17 protein-coding genes are annotated in these 18911 nt (G+C 63.6%); 5 read left to right on the forward strand and 12 right to left on the reverse strand.

What is annotated here, in order from left to right; translation table 11 throughout:
* Positions 1–58 precede the first annotated feature (58 nt).
* A complete protein-coding gene (locus E5E96_RS08275; RefSeq protein WP_171281911.1) occupies positions 59–559 on the forward strand; it encodes a DUF1993 domain-containing protein in 501 nt (166 codons plus the stop codon).
* Between the two features lie 89 nt (positions 560–648).
* Here the strand turns inward: E5E96_RS08275 and E5E96_RS08280 are convergent, their stop codons facing one another.
* The 3 genes from E5E96_RS08280 to E5E96_RS08290 all read right to left on the reverse strand — a co-directional run bounded on the left by E5E96_RS08280 (position 649) and on the right by E5E96_RS08290 (position 2446).
* The gene (locus E5E96_RS08280) at positions 649–1098 is read right to left on the reverse strand and encodes an SRPBCC family protein (RefSeq protein ID WP_011704236.1); all 450 of its coding nucleotides are present in this window, start codon (positions 1096–1098) and stop codon (positions 649–651) included.
* Between the two features lie 80 nt (positions 1099–1178).
* Complete coding sequence (locus tag E5E96_RS08285; protein ID WP_171281912.1) at positions 1179–1691, reverse strand: cupin domain-containing protein; 513 nt, start codon at positions 1689–1691, stop codon at positions 1179–1181.
* 98 nt (positions 1692–1789) lie between these two features.
* Entirely contained in the window at positions 1790–2446 is a 657-nt protein-coding gene (locus E5E96_RS08290) for a DUF3313 domain-containing protein (RefSeq protein ID WP_171281913.1), read from the reverse strand.
* A 271-nt stretch (positions 2447–2717) separates the two neighbouring features.
* On the opposite strand from E5E96_RS08290, the gene E5E96_RS08295 reads away from it, so the two are divergent.
* Complete coding sequence (locus E5E96_RS08295; protein WP_171281914.1) at positions 2718–3392, forward strand: chromophore lyase CpcT/CpeT; 675 nt, start codon at positions 2718–2720, stop codon at positions 3390–3392.
* A 9-nt stretch (positions 3393–3401) separates the two neighbouring features.
* Here the strand turns inward: E5E96_RS08295 and E5E96_RS08300 are convergent, their stop codons facing one another.
* Positions 3402–4286 carry a LysR family transcriptional regulator gene (locus E5E96_RS08300; protein ID WP_171281915.1) on the reverse strand — a complete coding sequence of 295 codons (885 nt, stop codon included), beginning with the start codon at positions 4284–4286 and terminating at the stop codon, positions 3402–3404.
* 101 nt (positions 4287–4387) lie between these two features.
* Between E5E96_RS08300 and E5E96_RS08305 the strand changes: the two genes are divergently transcribed.
* On the forward strand, positions 4388–5008 hold the full coding sequence (locus E5E96_RS08305) for a LysE family translocator (RefSeq protein WP_060390905.1): 621 nt from the start codon (positions 4388–4390) through the stop codon (positions 5006–5008).
* Between the two features lie 99 nt (positions 5009–5107).
* Here E5E96_RS08305 and E5E96_RS08310 read toward each other — a convergent pair whose 3' ends face one another.
* Together E5E96_RS08310 and E5E96_RS08315 are read right to left on the reverse strand one after the other, a co-directional pair.
* Positions 5108–6217, reverse strand: a complete 1110-nt coding sequence (locus E5E96_RS08310; RefSeq protein ID WP_171281916.1) for a YeeE/YedE thiosulfate transporter family protein — start codon at positions 6215–6217, stop codon at positions 5108–5110.
* A 125-nt stretch (positions 6218–6342) separates the two neighbouring features.
* Positions 6343–7965: a methyl-accepting chemotaxis protein gene (locus tag E5E96_RS08315; RefSeq protein ID WP_171281917.1), complete on the reverse strand. Its 1623-nt coding sequence runs from the start codon at positions 7963–7965 to the stop codon at positions 6343–6345.
* Positions 7966–9193: 1228 nt separating this feature from the next.
* On the opposite strand from E5E96_RS08315, the gene mgtA reads away from it, so the two are divergent.
* Complete coding sequence (gene mgtA / locus E5E96_RS08320) at positions 9194–11956, forward strand: magnesium-translocating P-type ATPase (RefSeq protein ID WP_171281918.1); 2763 nt, start codon at positions 9194–9196, stop codon at positions 11954–11956.
* 100 nt (positions 11957–12056) lie between these two features.
* On the opposite strand, the gene E5E96_RS08325 is transcribed toward mgtA, so the two are convergent.
* The 6 genes from E5E96_RS08325 to E5E96_RS08350 all read right to left on the reverse strand — a co-directional run bounded on the left by E5E96_RS08325 (position 12057) and on the right by E5E96_RS08350 (position 17297).
* Entirely contained in the window at positions 12057–12704 is a 648-nt protein-coding gene (locus tag E5E96_RS08325) for a LysE family translocator (RefSeq protein WP_171281919.1), read from the reverse strand.
* Between the two features lie 79 nt (positions 12705–12783).
* Positions 12784–13602 carry an AraC family transcriptional regulator gene (locus tag E5E96_RS08330; RefSeq protein WP_024944652.1) on the reverse strand — a complete coding sequence of 273 codons (819 nt, stop codon included), beginning with the start codon at positions 13600–13602 and terminating at the stop codon, positions 12784–12786.
* A 67-nt stretch (positions 13603–13669) separates the two neighbouring features.
* Positions 13670–14572: an EamA family transporter RarD gene (gene rarD, locus E5E96_RS08335; RefSeq protein WP_011704249.1), complete on the reverse strand. Its 903-nt coding sequence runs from the start codon at positions 14570–14572 to the stop codon at positions 13670–13672.
* 125 nt (positions 14573–14697) lie between these two features.
* Positions 14698–14871, reverse strand: a complete 174-nt coding sequence (locus tag E5E96_RS08340) for a hypothetical protein (protein WP_016349064.1) — start codon at positions 14869–14871, stop codon at positions 14698–14700.
* Between the two features lie 125 nt (positions 14872–14996).
* Positions 14997–16493 (reverse strand): aldehyde dehydrogenase, encoded by a 1497-nt coding sequence (locus E5E96_RS08345; protein WP_171281920.1) that lies wholly within the window; start codon positions 16491–16493, stop codon positions 14997–14999.
* A gap of 261 nt (positions 16494–16754) precedes the next feature.
* Positions 16755–17297 carry a cupin domain-containing protein gene (locus E5E96_RS08350; RefSeq protein ID WP_011704252.1) on the reverse strand — a complete coding sequence of 181 codons (543 nt, stop codon included), beginning with the start codon at positions 17295–17297 and terminating at the stop codon, positions 16755–16757.
* Between the two features lie 185 nt (positions 17298–17482).
* Here E5E96_RS08350 and E5E96_RS08355 point away from each other — a divergent pair, with 185 nt between their 5' ends.
* A complete protein-coding gene (locus tag E5E96_RS08355; RefSeq protein ID WP_171281921.1) occupies positions 17483–18814 on the forward strand; it encodes an aspartate aminotransferase family protein in 1332 nt (443 codons plus the stop codon).
* The last annotated feature ends 97 nt before the right edge of the window (positions 18815–18911 follow it).

Raw genomic sequence — 18911 nt, forward strand, 5'->3', positions numbered from 1 at the left:
GGATACGCTATAGTGGATGCCGCTCGTATAACTGCCTTCAACCAACCGAGAGCGCATTATGAATCGTGATATCGTCGCCCAGTTTATCAAGATGCTGACCAACCTCGACCAGTGCCTGGCCAAGGCCGAGGCCCACGCTGCCGCCAAGAAATTCAATGTGGAGAACTTCTTCGGCGATCGGCTGATCGTCGACATGCTGCCATTCAGCAAGCAGGTGCTGATCTGCTGCGACAGCGCCCGCGCCGTGGTGGCCACCGCCAGCCTGAGCGAGCCGCCGGTGCTGGGGGATGACCCCAAGACCATGGCGGATCTGCACGCCCACGTGGCCAAGACCCTCACCTATCTGCAGAGCAAGCTGGATGCCGATTTCAGCCAGTATGCGAGCGGCCACTACTACCCCTACTGGGCCGGTGGCAAGGGGATGGACGGCTACACCTGCGTGCATGAGTACGGCATCCCCAACTTCTACTTCCACCTCACCATGACCTATGCCCTGCTGCGCAAGGCTGGGGTCGAGCTTGGCAAGGGAGATTACCTGGGCGCCATCAACCTGCAATAAGCTCATCCAGTCGTCCGGGCTTTGCCCAGCATAAAAAGAGCCTGCCACTGTGGCAGGCTCTGTCGTTTTCGGGGTCACCAGCGCGCCGGTTACTGCGCCGGGATTTCGGGCTCCACCAGGGCGGCCAACTGGGCCAGCGACTCCTGCCAGCCGAGGTAGCACATCTCCACCGGGATCACCTCGGGGATCCCCTCCTGCACGATGGCGAGCTCGGTGCCGCACACCACCCCGGTCAGGATCACGGTCACGTGCATCACTCCCGGCAGGTTGGGATCGTCGAACCGGTCGGTGTAGCGGATGCGCTTGCCCGGTTCGAGCTCCAGGTATTCGCCGCCAAAGGCGTGGCTGTTGCCATTGCCAAAATGGGTAAACGCCATCCGGAAGTGGCCGCCGACCTGGGCCTCCAGCTGCTCCACCCGGCAGGTGAAGCCATAGGGCGGCAGCCACTTGGCCAGCGCATCGGCCTCGATAAAGGCTCGGTAGATCCGCATCGGCGGTGCCTTGAGTACCCGGTGCAGCCGCACTGTTCCTGTCCTCATCTCTCTGTTCCTCGTTGCCTTGGGTCCATCAAGGATAGTCGGTTGCGTCCGTTTGCCGACGGCTGGCCGACAGTGGCGCCCTAGAAGGGGCCATTGCGCTCGCGCAGCTGGTCGGGCAGGCCGTCGTGATCCCCCAGCTCGCGCTCGGGCACTGCATCCCAGTGCCGCGCGCCGATGAAGCGGTTGCGCTCGGGGTGCACGGCGTAGTGGATGTGGTTGTCCGCCCGATCGGTGTCGCCCACGCAGAGCAGCCGCACCGGCTGATTTGTGTTGTTGATGAAGGTGTGGGCCAGCCCGTCGCCGGCCTTGAAGCCGACCGAGTCGCCGGGCTGCAGCCGATGCAGCACGCCATCGAGCCAGACGTCCGGGGTGCCCTCCAGCACATGGACGAACTCGTCCTCGGTCTCCTCGGCATGGGGCCAGCTGGTGCGCCGGCCCGGCGGCAGCAGCTCGTGGTGAATGCCGAGGCGGGCAAAGCCGTAGTGCCTGCCGAGGGCGCTGCCCAGGGAGAGCGGCTCCTCGCTGCCGGAGTAGCGGCCGGGCTCGGGATCCTGCAGCTCGCGCCAGTGTTTGATGCTGGGGTGACGGTTCATGACGGTTCCTTGTCGAATGAAAGGGGAAACAGGCGGCCCCGTGCTGGGTGCACGGGGCCGGGAATGGGCGTCTTGCACCCGGGAGGCGACGAGCCGGACTAGCGGCCCAGGTTGTCGGCCAGCTGCTTGGCGCGGCCGGCGGCCCACTGGTCGATCATCTTCTCCATCTCGCTGGCGGTGATGGGGCTGTCCTTGTGGGTGGTGTCCGGGCTCTCGCGCGCATCCATCACCCGCACCAGCAGCTTGCCGTTCTGGGAGTCGAGCAGCTGGGCCATGCTGCCCACCTTGAGCAGATAGGGCTCCTTGCCGATCACCTCGCGGGTGACGTTGATGGCGATCTTGGCGGGCAGCAGATCCCGCAGCTTGGGGTCGGGCCGGGTCAGGTCGAAGTTGGTGATAGCGGCCTGCACCCGCATCACGCCGGGGCCGGGGGCGCTGGCAATCTTGACGCCGTGGTTCATCAGCTCGCGCTGGAAAGTGGCGTGGTAGTAGCGGCCGATTTCGTTCTGTTCGTTGGCGGTCAGCAGGTACCACTGGCCGTTCTCCTGGCGGATGAACTGCAAGGGATCGAGCAGCACCTGATGGTACTGGCGCAGATCCACGCCGGGTTCCTTGTAGATGCGCTGGTTGGGGTTGCTTTCATTCTGCTGGAAGGCGGTCAGCGGAATCGCCTGCAGGCTGTGGGAGACCTGGTTCTTCACCGCGCAGCCACCCAGCAGAATGGCCACCATGCCCGCGATTACGGCTCTTTTCATCTTTTGCTCCTGATTGCGGCGCTTGCCCGACCCTGGCATCCGGTGCGCAGGGCATTGCAAGAGAAATAACCGATTCAAAGAGCGCCCACAAGCGAAGAGTGCAGCGGCGTTCAGGCGGGATCCAGCCCGCAGGCGGCCGCCACCCGCTGGCCGGGACATGACGCTAATACAATGATTTTGCTTCGGATCGGCAATCATTTGATCAAGGTTGCGGATATTGGCGCCGTTCGCTCATATAATCGCCGCCATGAAACTGATTCGGAAGGATTCGATGACCAGCCTGATGGCGACCCTGTGCGGGTTGCTGCTCTCCTGCCTGGCCTGGGCGGCACCCACCCCCTTCGTCACCACGCCCCCTGACAGCACCATCATGGCACCCTCTGCCAGCATGGAGCCGCTGCTCTCCTGGTTTACCGGCGAGTTCTCCAGCCGCGAGCAGGCCAGCTACGACAACCGCTTCACCAGCGCCGAGCTGAGGCTGGTGGAGATCTGGCCCGGCTACAAGGGTTTTCGCTGGGTCTATGCCGAGCAGTTCCTGACCGAGCGGGCGGTACGCCCGTTCCGCCAGCGCATCTACCGCTTCTCGCTGGTACCTGACGGCCGCATCCTGATGGCCGAGCTGACCATGCCGCGGGCCATCGACTTCGCCGGTGCTTGGCGCCAGCCCGAGCTGCTCGATTCCCTCACGCCCCAGCAGCTCTCTTTGCGTCAGGGCTGCGAGATCTGGCTGACCCGCCAGCCGTCGGGGGAGTACGCCGGCCACAGCAAGGTGGGCAGTTGCTCCACCAATTTTGGCGGCGCCAGCACCCTGGTGCAGTACCTCTGGATCGGTCCCCACAGCGTGAGATTGCTGGATCGGGCCTACGACACCGAGGCCCATCAGCGCTGGGGCAGCCCGGGGGAGGGCTATGTCTATCTGCGCCGGGTGAAACAGCGCGGCGAGTAAGGCTGCGCCCTATAGCTGGTGGCGCTGCTCGCTCAGGTAGTCGATGAGCAGCCGCAGGCGCAGTGGCAGGGGCTCCCTGGCCGGGTAGAGCAGGTTGACCGGGCGCGGGGCGGGCAGGGCATCCGCCAGGATCTCCTGCAGGGTGCCGCGTTCTAGCTCCTCGCTCAGCAGGGCGCGCGGCTGCAGCAGGACGCCAGCGTGGTTGAGGGCGGCCACCTTGAGGGCGCTGCCGTGGTTGCTGATGAAGGGGCTGTCCCACAGGTGCAGCTGTTCGAGCGGAAAGGCCTCGGCCAGGCTCGACTGGCCGAGCCAGGGGCTGAATCCCAGGCAGTGGTGGCGGGCCAGATCCGCCAGCGTGAGGGGAGTACCGTAGCGTTGCAGGTAGTGCGGGGAGGCGCAGAACACCGAATCGGAGCTGGCCAGCGGTCGGGCTATGTAGCCGGCATCCTTGGGCTGACCGACCCGGAAGATGAGATCGAAGCCGTCGCCGATGACGTCCACCAAGCGATCCGACAGATCCAGCTCGATGCGGATCTGCGGGTAGCGCTCCATGAAGCGGCACAGCAGCGGCGTCAGCCGGTAGCTGCCGAAGGTGACGGGAGCATTGATGCGGATCCTGCCCGCTGCCTGGCCGGTATTGGCCAGGGTGTTCTGCTCCAGCTCCCGGTAGTGTTGCAACAGGCTCTGGCAGCCGGCGAGGTACTCCTGGCCCGCCTCGGTCAGGCTCTGGCAACGGGTGTTGCGATTGAGCAGGCGGGAGCCGACCCTGGCCTCCAGCCACTTGATGTACTTGCCGATCATGGCCGGCGTCATCGCGAAACGCTCCGCCACGGCAGCGAAACTGCCCGCGCGGGCAACCTCGACGAAGATCTCGATGGCCGTCAAGCGATCCACTCTAAACTCCTGGTTTATAAAGCCGAGCGCCACTATGTCTGGCTGGCGTCGCGGCTGTCAATATACTGGGCGGCAGCCAATCCACGCTGGAATCTTGCCCGATGACACTCGACTATTACGCCCTCTATCTGCTGCTCGCCATCGGCACTGTGCTGAGCCCGGGGCCCGCCGTGATCTACACCATAGGCAACACCCTGACCCGGGGCACCCGCCACGCCATCGCCGGCTTTTGCGGGGTGGCGGTGGGCATCCTGCTGGTGGCGAGCCTGGCCTCGCTGGCGATGCTCTGGTTCACCCGCTGGCTGGCCGCGGGCCAGCAGATCCTCACCCTGGGCGGCGCGCTTTATCTGCTCTATCTGGGGCTCAACTCCTGGCGCCAGCGGGCGGTGAGCCCGGTGCCGGGGGCCGGGCCGGATCGGGATTGCCGTCGCAGCTTCATCAAGGGGGCGCTCATCAGCCTGCTCAACCCCAAGGCGATCATCTTCTTCACCAGCCTGTTTCCCCAGTTCATCGACTTTCGTCATGGGGCGCTGGGCCAGTGCATGCTGCTGGCGGTCACCTTCAGCGCCGTGGTGCTGGTGGTGCATGGCGGTTACTGCCTGGTGTTCCACTGGGTAGGAGCGCAAGGCTATGGCGAACGCTTCGCCAGGGGGATCAACCGGCTGTCGGCGGTGATGTTCACCGGCTTCGCCCTGCTGCTGCTGTTCAAGGGGTTGAGGTAGAGAAGAATGGGGGCTGGGGGTGCTGTTTGGGATCTGCGCACCGGCTTGGAAGGGGAATCGTGACGGGATGGCGTTTAACCGCGCCATCCCGTTGTTTTATCAGAGCTTGAACAGTGGGCGCAGGCGGATGCCGATCAGGCTGCCGGCGAGGGCCATCAACATCCAGACCCAGCCGTGCAGGCTGCCGGAGGCGGTACCGTCGAAGAAGCCGCCGAGGTTGCAGGCGCTGTACATGGCGCCCATCCCCATCAGCAGGCCGCCGAGGATGGAGGCCAGGCTGTTGCCGAGCCGCATCGGGGCGAAGGTGCCGCCACCGCTGATGCAGCGCGCCAGCATGGCCCCCAGGATCCCCAGCCAGAACATGCCGACCATGGGGTTGATGAACAGCGGTTGGGCCAGCTTGGGGTGTCCCTCGAACAGACCGAACAGGGAGGCACCGCGCAGCGCCATGTCATAGACGGCGCCAGTGATGGTCCAGGCCGAGCCGTGCAGGGCGACCACGGACGAGTTGAGCAGAGCTATGATGATGCCGCCGGTCAGCACGGTGAAGCGGCCGTCGCGCCAGAACAGGTTGCCACCGTGGAAGAGGGGCTTGAGTTCGCCGGTGCGCTTGAGTTCGCTCTTGCGAAACAGCAGGAACAGCGCGGCGACCAGCGCCAGGTTGAGCAGCATGCCGCTCCAGATATTGCCGGTCAGGTCTTTTGCCAGTACCACATGGCTGGAGAAGGTGGCCTCCAGTTCGGGGCGGAACTGGTTGCTGATCAGGGTGCCGATGCCGTAGCAGAGCAGCACCAGCCAGAAGCGGGGTTGCCCCTCGCCGCAGCAGTAAAGGGTGCCGGTGGCGCAGACGCCCGCCAGCTGCATGCCGATGCCGAACAGGAAGGCGCCGACGATGAAGGGAATGCCGATGGCCATCACGTTGCCCACCATGGCATCACCAAACAGGGCGTGGCTAAAGGAGAGGAAGCAGGTGAACAGCAGAATTTCGATGGCGATGGTGAGCAGGTGAACCCGCACGTAGTAGCTGTTGCGCTTGGTCAGCATCTCGCGCCAACCGAACACGATGCCGAAGCGGCTGAAGGAGAGGGTGAAGCCGAAGCCGAATCCGATCAGGGCCATCAGAGCCCATTTCATACCAAAGGTGTTGCCGAGCCAGAGTAACGCTCCCCCCGCGATTGCCACGATGGGGAGCGACCATTTTCGATTCATGCCTGTTGATCCTTATAGCTGGATGAAGAATTGGGAGTGCGGATCCTATTCCCTCATTGAGTCCAAGGCTATCGATTTAACCCTGCTGAGGGCGAATGGGGGCAGGACAGACCCTGCCCTGGGGATCAATGGCGGGGTGGTGGCGCGAGGTGAAAGTGCTGGGTCTGGCGGGTCAGTGCCTGGGAGTTAGTCGCTACCGTATCGGCTTCGCTCGCCGCATGGCGGGCGCTGTCGTTGACCTTGGCCGCCAGTCGCGACATCTCGCCGACGTTGCTGTTGATGGCGTGGATCAGGCTCTTCTCCTGCTCCAGCAGGGCTCCGACCTGATCGATCCGTTGGCAGATCTCGCCGCAGCCCTGTTCAATGCGGGTGATGCTCTGCTTGGCGTCGGCCACGTGCTCCACCGTTTTGCCCACCCTGGCCAGTTCGGTGTCCATCTCGTTGACGGCCCGCTGGCTGGTATCCTGGATCCGGCCGATGATGCTGGTGATCTCCGTCGTGGCCTCGCCAGTGCGGCTGGCAAGGGAGCGCACCTCGTCGGCCACCACTGCAAAGCCGCGCCCCTGTTCACCGGCCCGGGCGGCCTCGATGGCGGCGTTGAGCGCCAGCAGATTGGTCTGCTCGGCGATGCCATGAATGGCCCCCGCCAGACCGGAGATCTGCTGGGACAAGCCGGCCAGGTCGCCGATGGTGCCGGAGACCCGCCTCACTCCGTCAGCCTGGGCGCGGATCACCTGCTCCACCTCCTGAATGACCAGCCGGGTGGCATTGGCGTGGGCCTCGGAGCCCGAGGTCATGCCGGTGACCTGCTGCAGTTGGGCATCGCTTTGTTGGATCAGGGCCTGCAGTTGCTCGATCACCTCTTCCACCTGACGGGCTGCGTCCACTTGGGCCAGGCTGTCGTCCACATGCTGGCGAGAGAGGCTGCTCAAGCCGGTGGCCTGCTGATGCAGCGTTCCCGCACTCTGCTGCAGGGCGGCGACCAGGGTGGAGAGTTGATCCCGCATCCGGCCGATGCGCTGGATCAGATCGCCGATGGCATCGTCGCCGGGAGGCGGCATGGGGCTGTCGAGGGCTCCCTCCGCAATGGCTGCGGTCGCCTTGCCGGCGGCCAGCAACCGTTGCTGAGTCGGTCGGCCCAGCCAGAAGACCAGGGCGCAGCCGGTCAGCGCGGCGACGAGCAGAAGCCAGTAGCACATCCGGGCGGTGAGGCTGAGCTGCGCCAGCTGCTCGGCGGCATACTGGCTGCCACGGCTGACGGTGGCATCGACTCCAAGCCGGTGGGCCAGGTACAGAGTGCGCAGCTGGGCGGCGATGGCCGCTGCCTGCTCGAGCCGGCCGGCCTGCACGGCCGGAATGAACTGACTGTCGAGCAGTTGCCAGAAACGTTCGGCCTGGGTGCGCTGTTCCCCCAGCAGGCTCTGCTTGAGTTGGTCGTCGAGTGTGCTCTCCTGCCAGAAGCGATTGCGGTCGTTGAACTCCTGCTCCAGGCGGGCGAGCGATTGCAGCAACCCCTCCCGCTCGCTCGCCGCGGCATGCAGCAGGGTATAGACCTGCAGTTGCGCCTCGATGAGGTAGAGCGGGGGCGGCAGTATGTCCGCGACGACATCCTTGCCTTCGCCCATCTTGTCCGCTGCGCTCTTCACCGAGTAGAGGCCAAAGAAGCTGATGGATATCAGGATGATGAAGATCAATATGCCCAGCGCCTGGCTGAACAGCAGCGAACGATCATGGATTGCCTTGAACATGTAACCCCCATATGAATCCGGCACATGGATAGCATAGTCCCATCTCGTATAAAGACCTGCCGCGCGGGCCATATCGCGGCGGGCGCTGCTGTCAGTGGGGGCTGACGGAACGATCGACATCCCGGCCGGTCGGTTGAGCCATTCTCAAATAGGCGTTGAGAAGCGTTCGCGAGAAAATAGGAGAATGGCAATTCATGGCTGGCGATTTATTAAAATATGAATTTATATTTTGCGCCGCCAAATATTTCTGGGTAGAATCTTGGCGTGTTATCAACAGATGGAAGGATATTATGGAAAGCGACAGTAGTAGCCGATTGCACAGCGCGATGTGGGCTAATCAGAACTGAGGTTGATATTCCTTCTTCTCCCTCACTCTGATCGCTCAGAGTGTGGCATCTAGCGAGTCATCCCGACTCTTGCAACCCAGTCCCGCCGGGACCTGCGTTGCTCCCCGGATTGTTCCACTCCCTCTGCGAGCCATGCCGCCTCGCGCCCCAGCAATTGCACGCCTTGCCACGTACGCCCTTTGTCATGGGCCCGGGGCTGCCCGTTGCGCCCGTTCACCGGATCTTTGGCGAACAGGGACAAACAGGCCGGCGTGAAATAACAGGATGGACAGCTCGTATTGAAAACTATGTGGTTTTCGATAGGCTGTGTTGCGAATTTAAATAATGAAGGTCTCTTCCTTATATATTTGGAAATATGCGCTGGCTATTTCTCAATATATTCATGGGATGCGGTTGATTGCTCATGTGACCGGACCATGAACCCTCCTCATTATTATTCGGCCATCATGCCGTTATTGTTGCCTGTGGTTATCCTGATCTCCTTTATCGGTCCAGTCGCCCCGTTGCGGCCCTTGCCTCCTGTCGATAACGCCGCCGCGCGGATCTGTCCGCCGGCGATGACCTGCCGTGCCCTCGATATGCCGGGGCCGGCTTGCTGCCGCTCAACTCGGAGGAACCGTCATGACCGAAGAGCCCAAACCTAGACCCTCGGGGTCCACGCCTACCCACTCCTGATCCCCTGCGGGGACGGGATGCGGTGTCCTGACCCCTGATCCGACCCGAACATGCCGGTGTGGTCGCGCAGACTGCTGTCTGCGGGCCGCCCAGTGTGCGGCGGCTGCCTGTTCGCTGCCAGGTCCATTGCCTTTTCACATCAGTACTGACGCCAGGCCCGGCCCGCGACAGGGCCCGCTTGCGCGTAGAAATCAGGATAACGAGTCATGAAACAACAACATACCGCCAGCCGGCACAAGCAGCAGGGGTTCGTTGCCCCGGCCAGTGCCAGGGAGAAACTCTCCTCCCGGGTGCTCGATGAGGCCGACAAGTCCCTCGAGTACACCCTCACCGCCGTGCGCGGCAACATCGATGGCCTCACCGCGACCGAGGCCGCCAACCGCCTGATCCAGTTTGGTCCCAACGAGGTGACCCACGACAAGCCGCCCCATGCGCTGATCCAGCTGCTGCAGGCGTTCAAGAACCCCTTCGTGATGGTGCTGATCGTGCTCGGGCTGGTCAGCTACGTGATGGACGTGCTGATGGCCGAGCCGGGCGACGAGGACTGGGTCAAGGTGATCATCCTCGGCGTCATGGTGGGCCTGAGCGGTCTGCTGCGGTTCTGGCAGGAGTACCGCTCCGCCAAGGCGGCCGAGGCGCTCAAGTCACTGGTACGCAACACCGCCACCGTGCAGCGCCGCCCTTCGCCCGGGGTTGCCCCCCAGCGCAAGGAGGTGGCGATGACCGAGCTGGTGGCCGGTGACATAGTGCACCTGCAGGCGGGGGACATGATCCCGGCTGACATCAAGCTGATCGAATCCCGCGATCTCTTCATCAGCCAGGCGGTGCTGACCGGCGAAGCGCTGCCGGTGGAGAAGTACGACACCCTGGGTGCCGTGGCCGGCAAGTCGGCGGACGGCACCGGTGCAGGGGAGGCTGGGTTGCTCGATCTGCCCAACATCTGCTTCATGGGCACCAATGTGGTGAGCGGTACCGCCCGCGCCGTGGTGGTGGCCACCGGCAGCGACACCTATTTCGGTTCGCTGGCCCGCAACGTGGTGAGCCACAAGCGCATCGAGACCAGCTTCGATCGCGGCGTGAACAGCGTCACCAAGCTGCTTATCCGCTTCATGCTGGTGATGGTGCCCATCGTCTTCATGCTGAGCGGGGTCAGCAGCGGCGACTGGATGTCGGCGCTCACCTTCGCGCTGGCGGTGGCGGTGGGGCTCACCCCCGAGATGCTGCCGATGATCGTCTCCGCCAACCTGGCGCGCGGTGCGGTGGCGATGGCCAAACGCAAGGTGGTGGTGAAGCGGCTCAACTCGGTGCAGAACTTCGGCGCCATGGACGTGCTCTGCACCGACAAGACCGGCACCCTGACCCAGGACAAGATCATCCTCGAGCACCACTACGACGTGCGTGGCCAGCGGGACGACCGGATCCTGCAGCTGGCCTGGCTCAACAGCTTTCACCAGAGCGGCATGAAGAACCTGATGGACATCGCGGTGGTCGAGCACGCCGATGCGCTGGGGGAGAGCTGCAAGCCGGCCAATTACAGCAAGGTGGACGAACTGCCGTTCGACTTCGTGCGCCGGCGCCTGTCGGTGATCGTGCAGGATGATCTGGGCCAGCAGCTGATGGTTTCCAAGGGGGCGGTGGAAGAGATGCTGGCCGTCTCCAGCCAGATCGCCGATGGCCAGGAGGTTAGGGAGCTGACCGACGCCGATCGCCGCGCCCTGTTGCGCCAGAGCGAGGAGTTCAACGCCGAAGGCTATCGGGTGCTGATCGTGGCGACCCGCGAGATCCCGATAGGCGAGTGCAAGCAGAGCTATCGCACCAGCGACGAGGTCAAGCTGGTGGTGCGCGGCTTCCTCACCTTCTTCGATCCGCCCAAGGACTCGGCCGCGCCGGCCATTCGCGCCCTTAACGACTACGGGGTGGCGGTCAAGGTGCTGACCGGCGACAACCCCATCATCACCAGCAAGGTGTGCCGCGATGTGGGGCTGGAGCCCGGCGTGCCGCTGCTTGGCAAGGATATCGAGGTGATGGACGACGTGGCGCTGTGCACTGTGGTCAAGCACACCACCATCTTCGCCAAGCTCACCCCGCTGCAGAAGTCGCGGGTGGTGAAGGCGCTGCAGGCCAACGGCAATACCGTGGGTTTCCTCGGCGACGGCATCAACGATGCGCCGGCGCTGCGGGATGCGGACGTGGGGATCTCGGTGGACAGCGGTGCCGACATCGCCAAGGAGACCGCCGACATCATCCTGCTGGAGAAGAGCCTGATGGTGCTGGAGGAGGGGGTGATCAAGGGGCGCGAGACCTTTGGCAACATCCTGAAGTACCTCAACATGACCGCCAGCTCCAACTTCGGCAACGTCTTCTCGGTGCTGGTGGCCTCCGCCTGGCTGCCTTGGGCGCCCATGCTGGCGATGCAGATGCTGATCCAGAACCTGGTGTACGACGTCTCCCAGATGCTGCTGCCGTGGGACAAGATGGACCCCGAGTTCCTCAAGCGGCCGCGCAAGTGGGAGGCGAGCAACATCAAGCGCTTCATGCTGTGGCTCGGCCCAACCTCGTCGGTGTTCGATATCAGCACCTACTGCCTGATGTGGTTCGTGTTCGGTGCCGGCGCCCTCTATGCCACCGCCAACGGCAGCATGGATCCGCTGGTCAACGGTCAGGCCATCATGAACTCAGGCTGGTTCATCGAGGGGCTGGTGTCGCAGACCCTGGTGGTGCACATGCTGCGTACCCGCAAGATCCCGTTCCTGCAGAGTACCGCCACCCTGCCGGTGCTGCTCTCCACCTCGATCGCCATCGCTATCGGCTGTTACCTGCCGTTCTCGCCGCTGGCTGAGCACTTCGGCTTCATCACCCTGGATGGGCCCAAGTACTTCATGTGGCTGGTGATCACCATGCTGGCTTACATGGGGCTGACCCAGACCGTCAAGAGCATCTACATCAAGCACCACGGCCAGTGGTTCTGATGAAGGGCCAGTGAGAGGGCCGGTTACCCGGCCAGGAACAATGAACGCAAAGAGGGATGGCCTGGGCCATCCCTCTTTTTTCATGGCGGCAAGACAGGGATCAATGCAAGACCAGGGCATAGGCCTCGCCGGCCATGCCGGTGAGGATGGAGAGGCTGACGGCGCCAAACAGCAGGCCGGTGACCAGATTGAGCGGACGCTGCACGCGGCCGAGCAGGCGCTGGGCCCGCACGGTGGAGAGGCTCCAGGCCAGCACGCCGAACCAGATCAGGGACAGCAGGAACAGCTCCAGCACCAGCAGGCCGCGGGTCAGGCCGTCCACCTGGGGCGTCACCATGGCGGCCAGTAGCCCCATGAAGAACAGCAGTGCCTTGGGGTTGAGCAGGTTGGTGGCAATGCCGCGCTGCACCCCCTTGCGCCAGCCCTGCGCCTCGCCGCCGGCGCGCAGGGCTAGCTCGGCCGAGCTGTGCCAGGCGGCCTTGAGCGCTCCCCAGCCGAGCCAGCCCAGATAGAGGGCGCCGACCACCTTCACCGTCATGAACAGCCAGGGGTGTTCGGCAATCAGCAGGCTGATGCCGGTGAGGCTGAGGGTGGCATGCACCAGGATGGCGAGCGCGATGCCGAGCGCCGCCCCGAGGGCGGTGGGCCTGTGCAGGCTGGTGCGCAGGATCAGCGCAAAGTCCGGGCCCGGGCTCGCCAGGGCGATGAGATGGATGAGACCTATGGTCAGAAACAGGCTGGTGAACATGGAAACCTCTGGGACAGTATCGAGTTCACAGCATGGCGGATTGCGGGGTCGCCGGATTGTAAAAGATTGCAGTGCGGGGTTAGTCGACGCGCCCGCTGGCGGCCAGCATCTGCTGGCGAAAGTCGGCAGGGGTGAGGCCGAACGCCTGGCGAAAGCCGTGGTGGAAGTGGCTCTGATCGAAGAAACCGACCGCCAGCGCCACCTCGCTCACCGGCAGGCCGCTGCCGAGCAGGCGCTTGCTCTGTTCGAGCCGCAGTCGCTTGAGCCAGGCGTAGGGGGTCATGCCGGTCTTCTTCTTGAACTGGCGCAAAAAGGCGAAGCGATCCAGCCCGAACAGGGCGGCCAGATCCTCCAGACTGTGGCGTTCATCCAGCCGGGCCAGCAGATGGTCGCGCAGGTACCTGAGCTGGGGATCGGCCAGGGCGTGGCGCTCCGGCGCCAGGTGCAGCAGCTCGCCGAGCAGGGCCAGCAGCTCGCTCTCCGCCAGCAGGCCGTCGGGGCTGGGATTGTCCAGGTACATGTGTAGCCGGGCAAAGCCCTGATAGAGGTCGGGGCGGCGCTGCAGCCCCTGGTCGAAGAAGGGTTCCGGGCTGTCTGGCAGCCAGCGGGCCAGCTGCTCGGGGGCGATGGCGAACACCCGCACCTCGTACCCTTCCGGCAGCAGGCTGAGGCCGTCGTGCATCTCGTCCGGGTTGACGGTGGAAAGCTCGCCGCGCACCAGGTGGTGGCTGCTGCCCTTGTGGATGAATTTCTGGCCGCCCTGCTGCACCAGACCTATGTGGTAGTCCAGGTGCACATGGCGGCCATAGCTGAACTCCCTGTGGTGGGAGTGGGAGAGTTCAACCCCCGGCAGCAGCCGGGATTGCCAGTAGTGGATGCGGGATTGGGGTGCGCTCATCGACTATTGATAACCTGAAACCCGAACGCGGGCTTGTAGATTATTGCAGCGTGGCGCCCCCTTGCCGTCAAGCCTGCTCCGCAGCCTGCCGGCGCTTGCCGCTGCGCAGTCCGTCCAGACTGAACAGCACCAGTGCGCTCCAGATGAAGGCGAAGGTGATCATCTTGTCCAGCGCCAGCGCCTCGCCATAGAGGGTGACCGCCAGGATGAACATCAGGCTCGGCCCTATGTACTGGAAGAAGCCCAGGGTGGAGAGCTTGAGCCGGGTGGCGGCGGCGGTGAAGCAGAGCAGGGGAGCCGTGGTGACGGCACCGGCGGCGATCAGCAGCAGGTTGAGGTGCCAGTCATTCTGGGTGAGGTGGCTGGTGGGGCTGTCGGCAAAGCCCCACAGATAGATGGCGGCCGGCGGCAGCATGATCAGGGTCTCGATCAAGAGGCCGGTCAGCGCATCAAGGGCCAGCTTCTTGCGGATCAGGCCATAGATGGCGAAGCTCGAGGCCAGCACCAGCGCGATCCAGGGCAGGGAGCCGAAGGCGATGATCTGGATGGCGACACCGATCGCCGCCAGCCCGACCGCCCACCACTGCAGCCGGCGCAGCTTCTCGCTCAGGAACAGCATGCCGAGCAGCACGTTGAACAGCGGGTTGATGTAGTAGCCGAGGCTGGCATCCAGCATGTGGCCGTTGTTGATGGCCCAGATGAACAGCAGCCAGTTGCCACCGACCGTGATGGAGGTGAAGGCCAGGGTGAGCAGCACTTTCGGCTGGCGCAGCACCGCCTGTACCTTGTGCCACTGGCGGCCGAGCAGGGTCAGCACCATCAGCAGGGCGCACGACCAGATCATCCGGTGGGTCAGGATCTCGGCGGCCGGCACGGCGGCAATGGTCTTGAAGTAGATGGGGGCCAACCCCCAAAGGGTATAGGCGCACAAGGCGTAGATGACGCCCTGGCGCTGAACGTGTTGCTGCATGCGGATAACCTTCACTGGAGAGTTGGATGCGGGAAAACATCGCAAAAAATCAGTGTAGCGATCCTTTTGCGGGGAAAGAAGTTAATAAATGATGATCAGCGGATTTTAACGGCGTAGTGCCCGGCTCAGCGGCCACCTCCACGGCGGATCTTGTCCACATCCAGCAGCAGCCACAGCATGAGCGCGATGGCGGAGATCCAGGGACCCCAGGTCACGTAGGCCTCGCCGTGTCCCAGCATGTAGAACAGCAGCGGCAGTCCTATCACCAGAAACAGTACACTTCCCAGAAAAAATAACATTTTTATCTTTATATTTAAGGGCTTGTCTATTTGATGATTATATCGATTGAGGCCGGCGATGAAAGGGCAAAAATGAAAAAGGGGGATTTCTCCCCCCAATTCGCAGATAAGCGTCATTTCTGATGCTATTCGAGCTGGATCCAGGTGCTTTTCAGCTCGGTGTACTTCTCCAGCGCATGCAGTGACTTGTCGCGACCGTTGCCGGACTGCTTGAAGCCGCCGAACGGCATGGTCATGTCGCCGCCATCCCAGTTGTTGACGAACACGGTGCCGGCGCGCAGGGCGCGGGAGCCTTTCACCGCCTTGTTGAGATCCGCCGTCCAGATCGCGGCGGCCAGGCCATAGTCGGTGTCGTTGCCGAGCGCGATGGCCTCTTCCAGCGTGTCGAAGCCGGTCACCGCCAGCACGGGGCCGAAGATCTCCTCGCGGAAGATGCGCATCTCGGGGGTCACCTCGTCGAAGATGGTGGGCTCGATGTAGAAGCCGCCGCTCTCGGTATTGGTGCGCTTGCCTCCCAGCAGCAGCTTGGCGCCCTCCTGCTGGCCGATGGCGATGTAGTTGAGCACCTGCTCCATCTGGATATGGTCCACCATGGCGCCGACGCGGGTGGCAGGGTCGAGCGGGTTGGCCGAGATCCATTCGCGGGCATGGGCCAGTAGCCGGTCCATGAACTGCGGTTTGATGCTGTTTTGCACCAGCAGGCGGGAGGCGGCGGTACACACCTCGCCCTGGTTGTAGAAGATGGCGCCGGCCGCGCTTTTGGCGGCGGCGTCCAGATCCGGCGCATCCGCCAGTATGATGTTGGGGCTCTTGCCGCCGCACTCCATAAAGGCGCGCTTGAGGTTCGACTTGCCGGAGCACTGCACCAGATGCTTGCCGATCTTGGTGGAGCCGGTGAAGGTAATGCAGTCCACGTCCATGTGCATGGCCAGCGCTTCGCCCACGGTATGGCCAAAGCCGGGCAGCACGTTGAACACGCCGTCGGGGATGCCGGCCTCCTTGGCCAGACCTGCGATGCGCAGGGCGGTGAGCGGGGATTTCTCGGAGGGTTTGAGGATCACCGAGTTGCCGGTGGCGAGCGCCGGTCCCAGCTTCCAGCAGGCCATCACCAGCGGGAAGTTCCACGGCACAATGGCGGCGACCACCCCGAGCGGCTCGCGGGTCACCAGCGCCAGGGCGGACTCCTCGACCGGCGCGACCTGATCGTAAATCTTGTCGATGGCTTCGGCGTTCCAGGCGATGCAGTTGGCGGCGGCGGGGGCGTCATAGCCCATGGCGTCGCCGATGGGCTTGCCCATGTCGAGCGACTCCAGCAGCGCCAGCTCCACCTTGTTGAGCCGCATCAGCTCGGCGAAGCGCTGCAGGATCTGCTTGCGCTGCTTGGGCGGCAGACCGCTCCAGCGTTTGTCGTCGAAGGCGGCGCGGGCAGCCTGCACCGCCAGTTCGGCATCGGCGGCGTCGCAGGCGGCGACCTTGGTCAGCAGCTTGCCGTTGGCCGGGTTGATGCAGTCGAAGGTGGCGCCGTTGATGGCGTCCCGGTAGCTGCCGTCGATGAAGGCTTGCGAGGGCAGGGTCAGGTGGGAGGCCTTGTGTTGCCACTGGGCCAGGGTCAGGTCACTCATGTTCACTCCTTGAACCGGCAAAAAGTCAGTTTCCGCGTATCAATATGCTAAACATCCTGCCGCTTGTAAATCCATCTTGTAACAATTCGTTAAACACTTTGCCAATTTGGCCTCATCCGGAATCCGTTCCGGCGAGGGTATCCGGCGGGGCAAACCGCACCGCAAGCGCGGGCCGTCGGCGCCTGCCGAAGCAGAGGCCGGTGCGAAGGGGCTGGTCGCTGTGCCGGGTCCGCCAAGGGGCGGGATCTCCCCTCTCATGGCTTAGAAACTGGCGGGGGTGTTGGCCGAGATCAGCACGCATTCGTGCTCATCCACATTGCGGAAACGGTGCGGGGTGCGGCTGTCGAAGTAGTAGCCGTCTCCCGGCGTCAGCAGGTAGACCTGCTCGCCGACGGTGACCTCCACCTGGCCCTGGATGACGATGCCGCACTCTTCGCCTTCGTGGCTCAGCATGTCGTCACCCGTGTCGGCGCCCGGTGGCAGTATCTCCTGCATCATGCCGATGGCACGGTTGGCGCGGCTGTGGCCCACCAGGCGGTAGCTGATGGGGTGGGTACCGAGATCCGGCATGTCGGCGGCGCGGAAGATCACCTCGGAGTCCATCTCCGTCTCATCGGTGAAGAAGGTGGCCAGCGACATGGGAATTCCTTCCAGCACCTTGCGCAGAGAAGCGACCGAGGGGCTCACCTGATTTTTCTCGATCTGGGAGATAAAGCCGTTGGTCACACCGGAGCGTTTCGCCAGCTCGCGCTGGGAGAGGGCCGCCTTGGTGCGAACCGCCTTGAGGCGGTGACCGATATCCATCGATAGACACTCCTTGACTGTTTACTATTATTAAATTTGTGTTAAATATCTTATACCACCCCGCTCAGAGCAGCTAGCCGGGTGATACCATGTGGGGCAAGTTTGAGCCCTTTTTTAAGATTTCAGGTGTTTAATTTAATAGGCATTGGCCGATAGTTACTAAACACCTTAAGGATGAGGTGACCATGAAACCGATCAGCGACATCAATACCCCCTCCGACATGTCGGCTTTCTGGATGCCGTTCACCGCCAACCAGCAGTTCAAGGCGGCGCCGCGCATCCTGAAGTCGGCAGAGGGGATGTATTATCACTCAGAGGATGGCCGCAAGATACTGGATGGCACTGCCGGGCTCTGGTGTTGCAACGCGGGTCATGGTCGGCGCGAGATTGCCGAGGCGGTTTCCCAGCAGATTTCCCACCTCGATTTTGCCCCTACGTTCCAGATGGGGCACCCCCTGCCGTTCGAGCTGGCCAACCGGCTGGTGGAGATTGCCCCCAAGGGGCTCGGCCACGTCTTCTATACCAACTCCGGTTCGGAATCGGTGGATACCGCGCTCAAGATTGCGCTGGCCTGGCAGCGGGCGCGCGGCCAGGGCACCCGTACCCGGCTGATCGGCCGTGAGCGCGGTTACCACGGGGTCGGCTTCGGCGGCATCTCGGTAGGCGGCATTCCCGGCAACCGCAAGTGGTTCGGCTCCCTGCTGACCGGGGTGGATCACCTGCCCCATACCCTCAACATCGCCAAGAATGCCTTCACCAAGGGGCTGCCCGAGGAGGATGTGGCGCTGGCCGACGAGCTGGAGAAGATCGTCTTCCTGCACGATGCCAGCAACATAGCGGCGGTGATTGTCGAGCCCATCGCCGGCAGTACCGGCGTGCTGATGCCCCCCAAAGGCTACCTCAAGCGGCTGCGGGAGATCTGCACCAAACACGGCATCCTGCTGATCTTCGACGAAGTGATCACCGGTTTCGGCCGCCTCGGCGCCCCCTTCGCCGCCCAGGAGTTCGACGTCATCCCCGACATGATCACCTGCGCCAAGGGACTGACCAACGGCGCCATCCCCATGGGGGCCGTGCTGGTGAGCAACGCCATCTATAACGACATGATGGCGGCCGGCAAGGGGGCCATCGAGCTGTTCCACGGCTACACCTACTCCGGCCATCCGGTGGCCGCCGCTGCGGGCCTCGCGACCCTCGAGATCTATCGCAACGAGAACCTGCTGAGCCGCGCCGCCGATCTGGCGGGCTACTGGGAGGAGGCTGCCCATTCGCTCAAGGGCTGCAAGCACGTGAAGGATGTGCGCAACTACGGGCTGGTAGCGGGCATCGAGCTCGAATCCATGCCAGATGCGCCGGGCAAACGCGCCTACGAGGTGTTCGTGCGCTGCTTCGAGAAGGGGGCGCTTATTCGGGTCACCGGCGACATCATCGCCCTGTCGCCGCCCCTCATCATCGAGCGCAGCCAGATCGACGATCTCTTCACCCTGCTGCAGGACGCCCTGCAGGCCCAGGACTGACTTTTAACCGGTTGATGGCGCCCGTCGCGGCGCCACTTGCCCGTGCCTGCTCCCCAGGGCGGCGCGGGCAGGCACGCATAACCCATCACGGAGGATT

The organism is Aeromonas sp. 1805, from assembly GCF_013085525.1.
GTDB classification, from domain to species: Bacteria; Pseudomonadota; Gammaproteobacteria; order Enterobacterales; family Aeromonadaceae; genus Aeromonas; species Aeromonas hydrophila.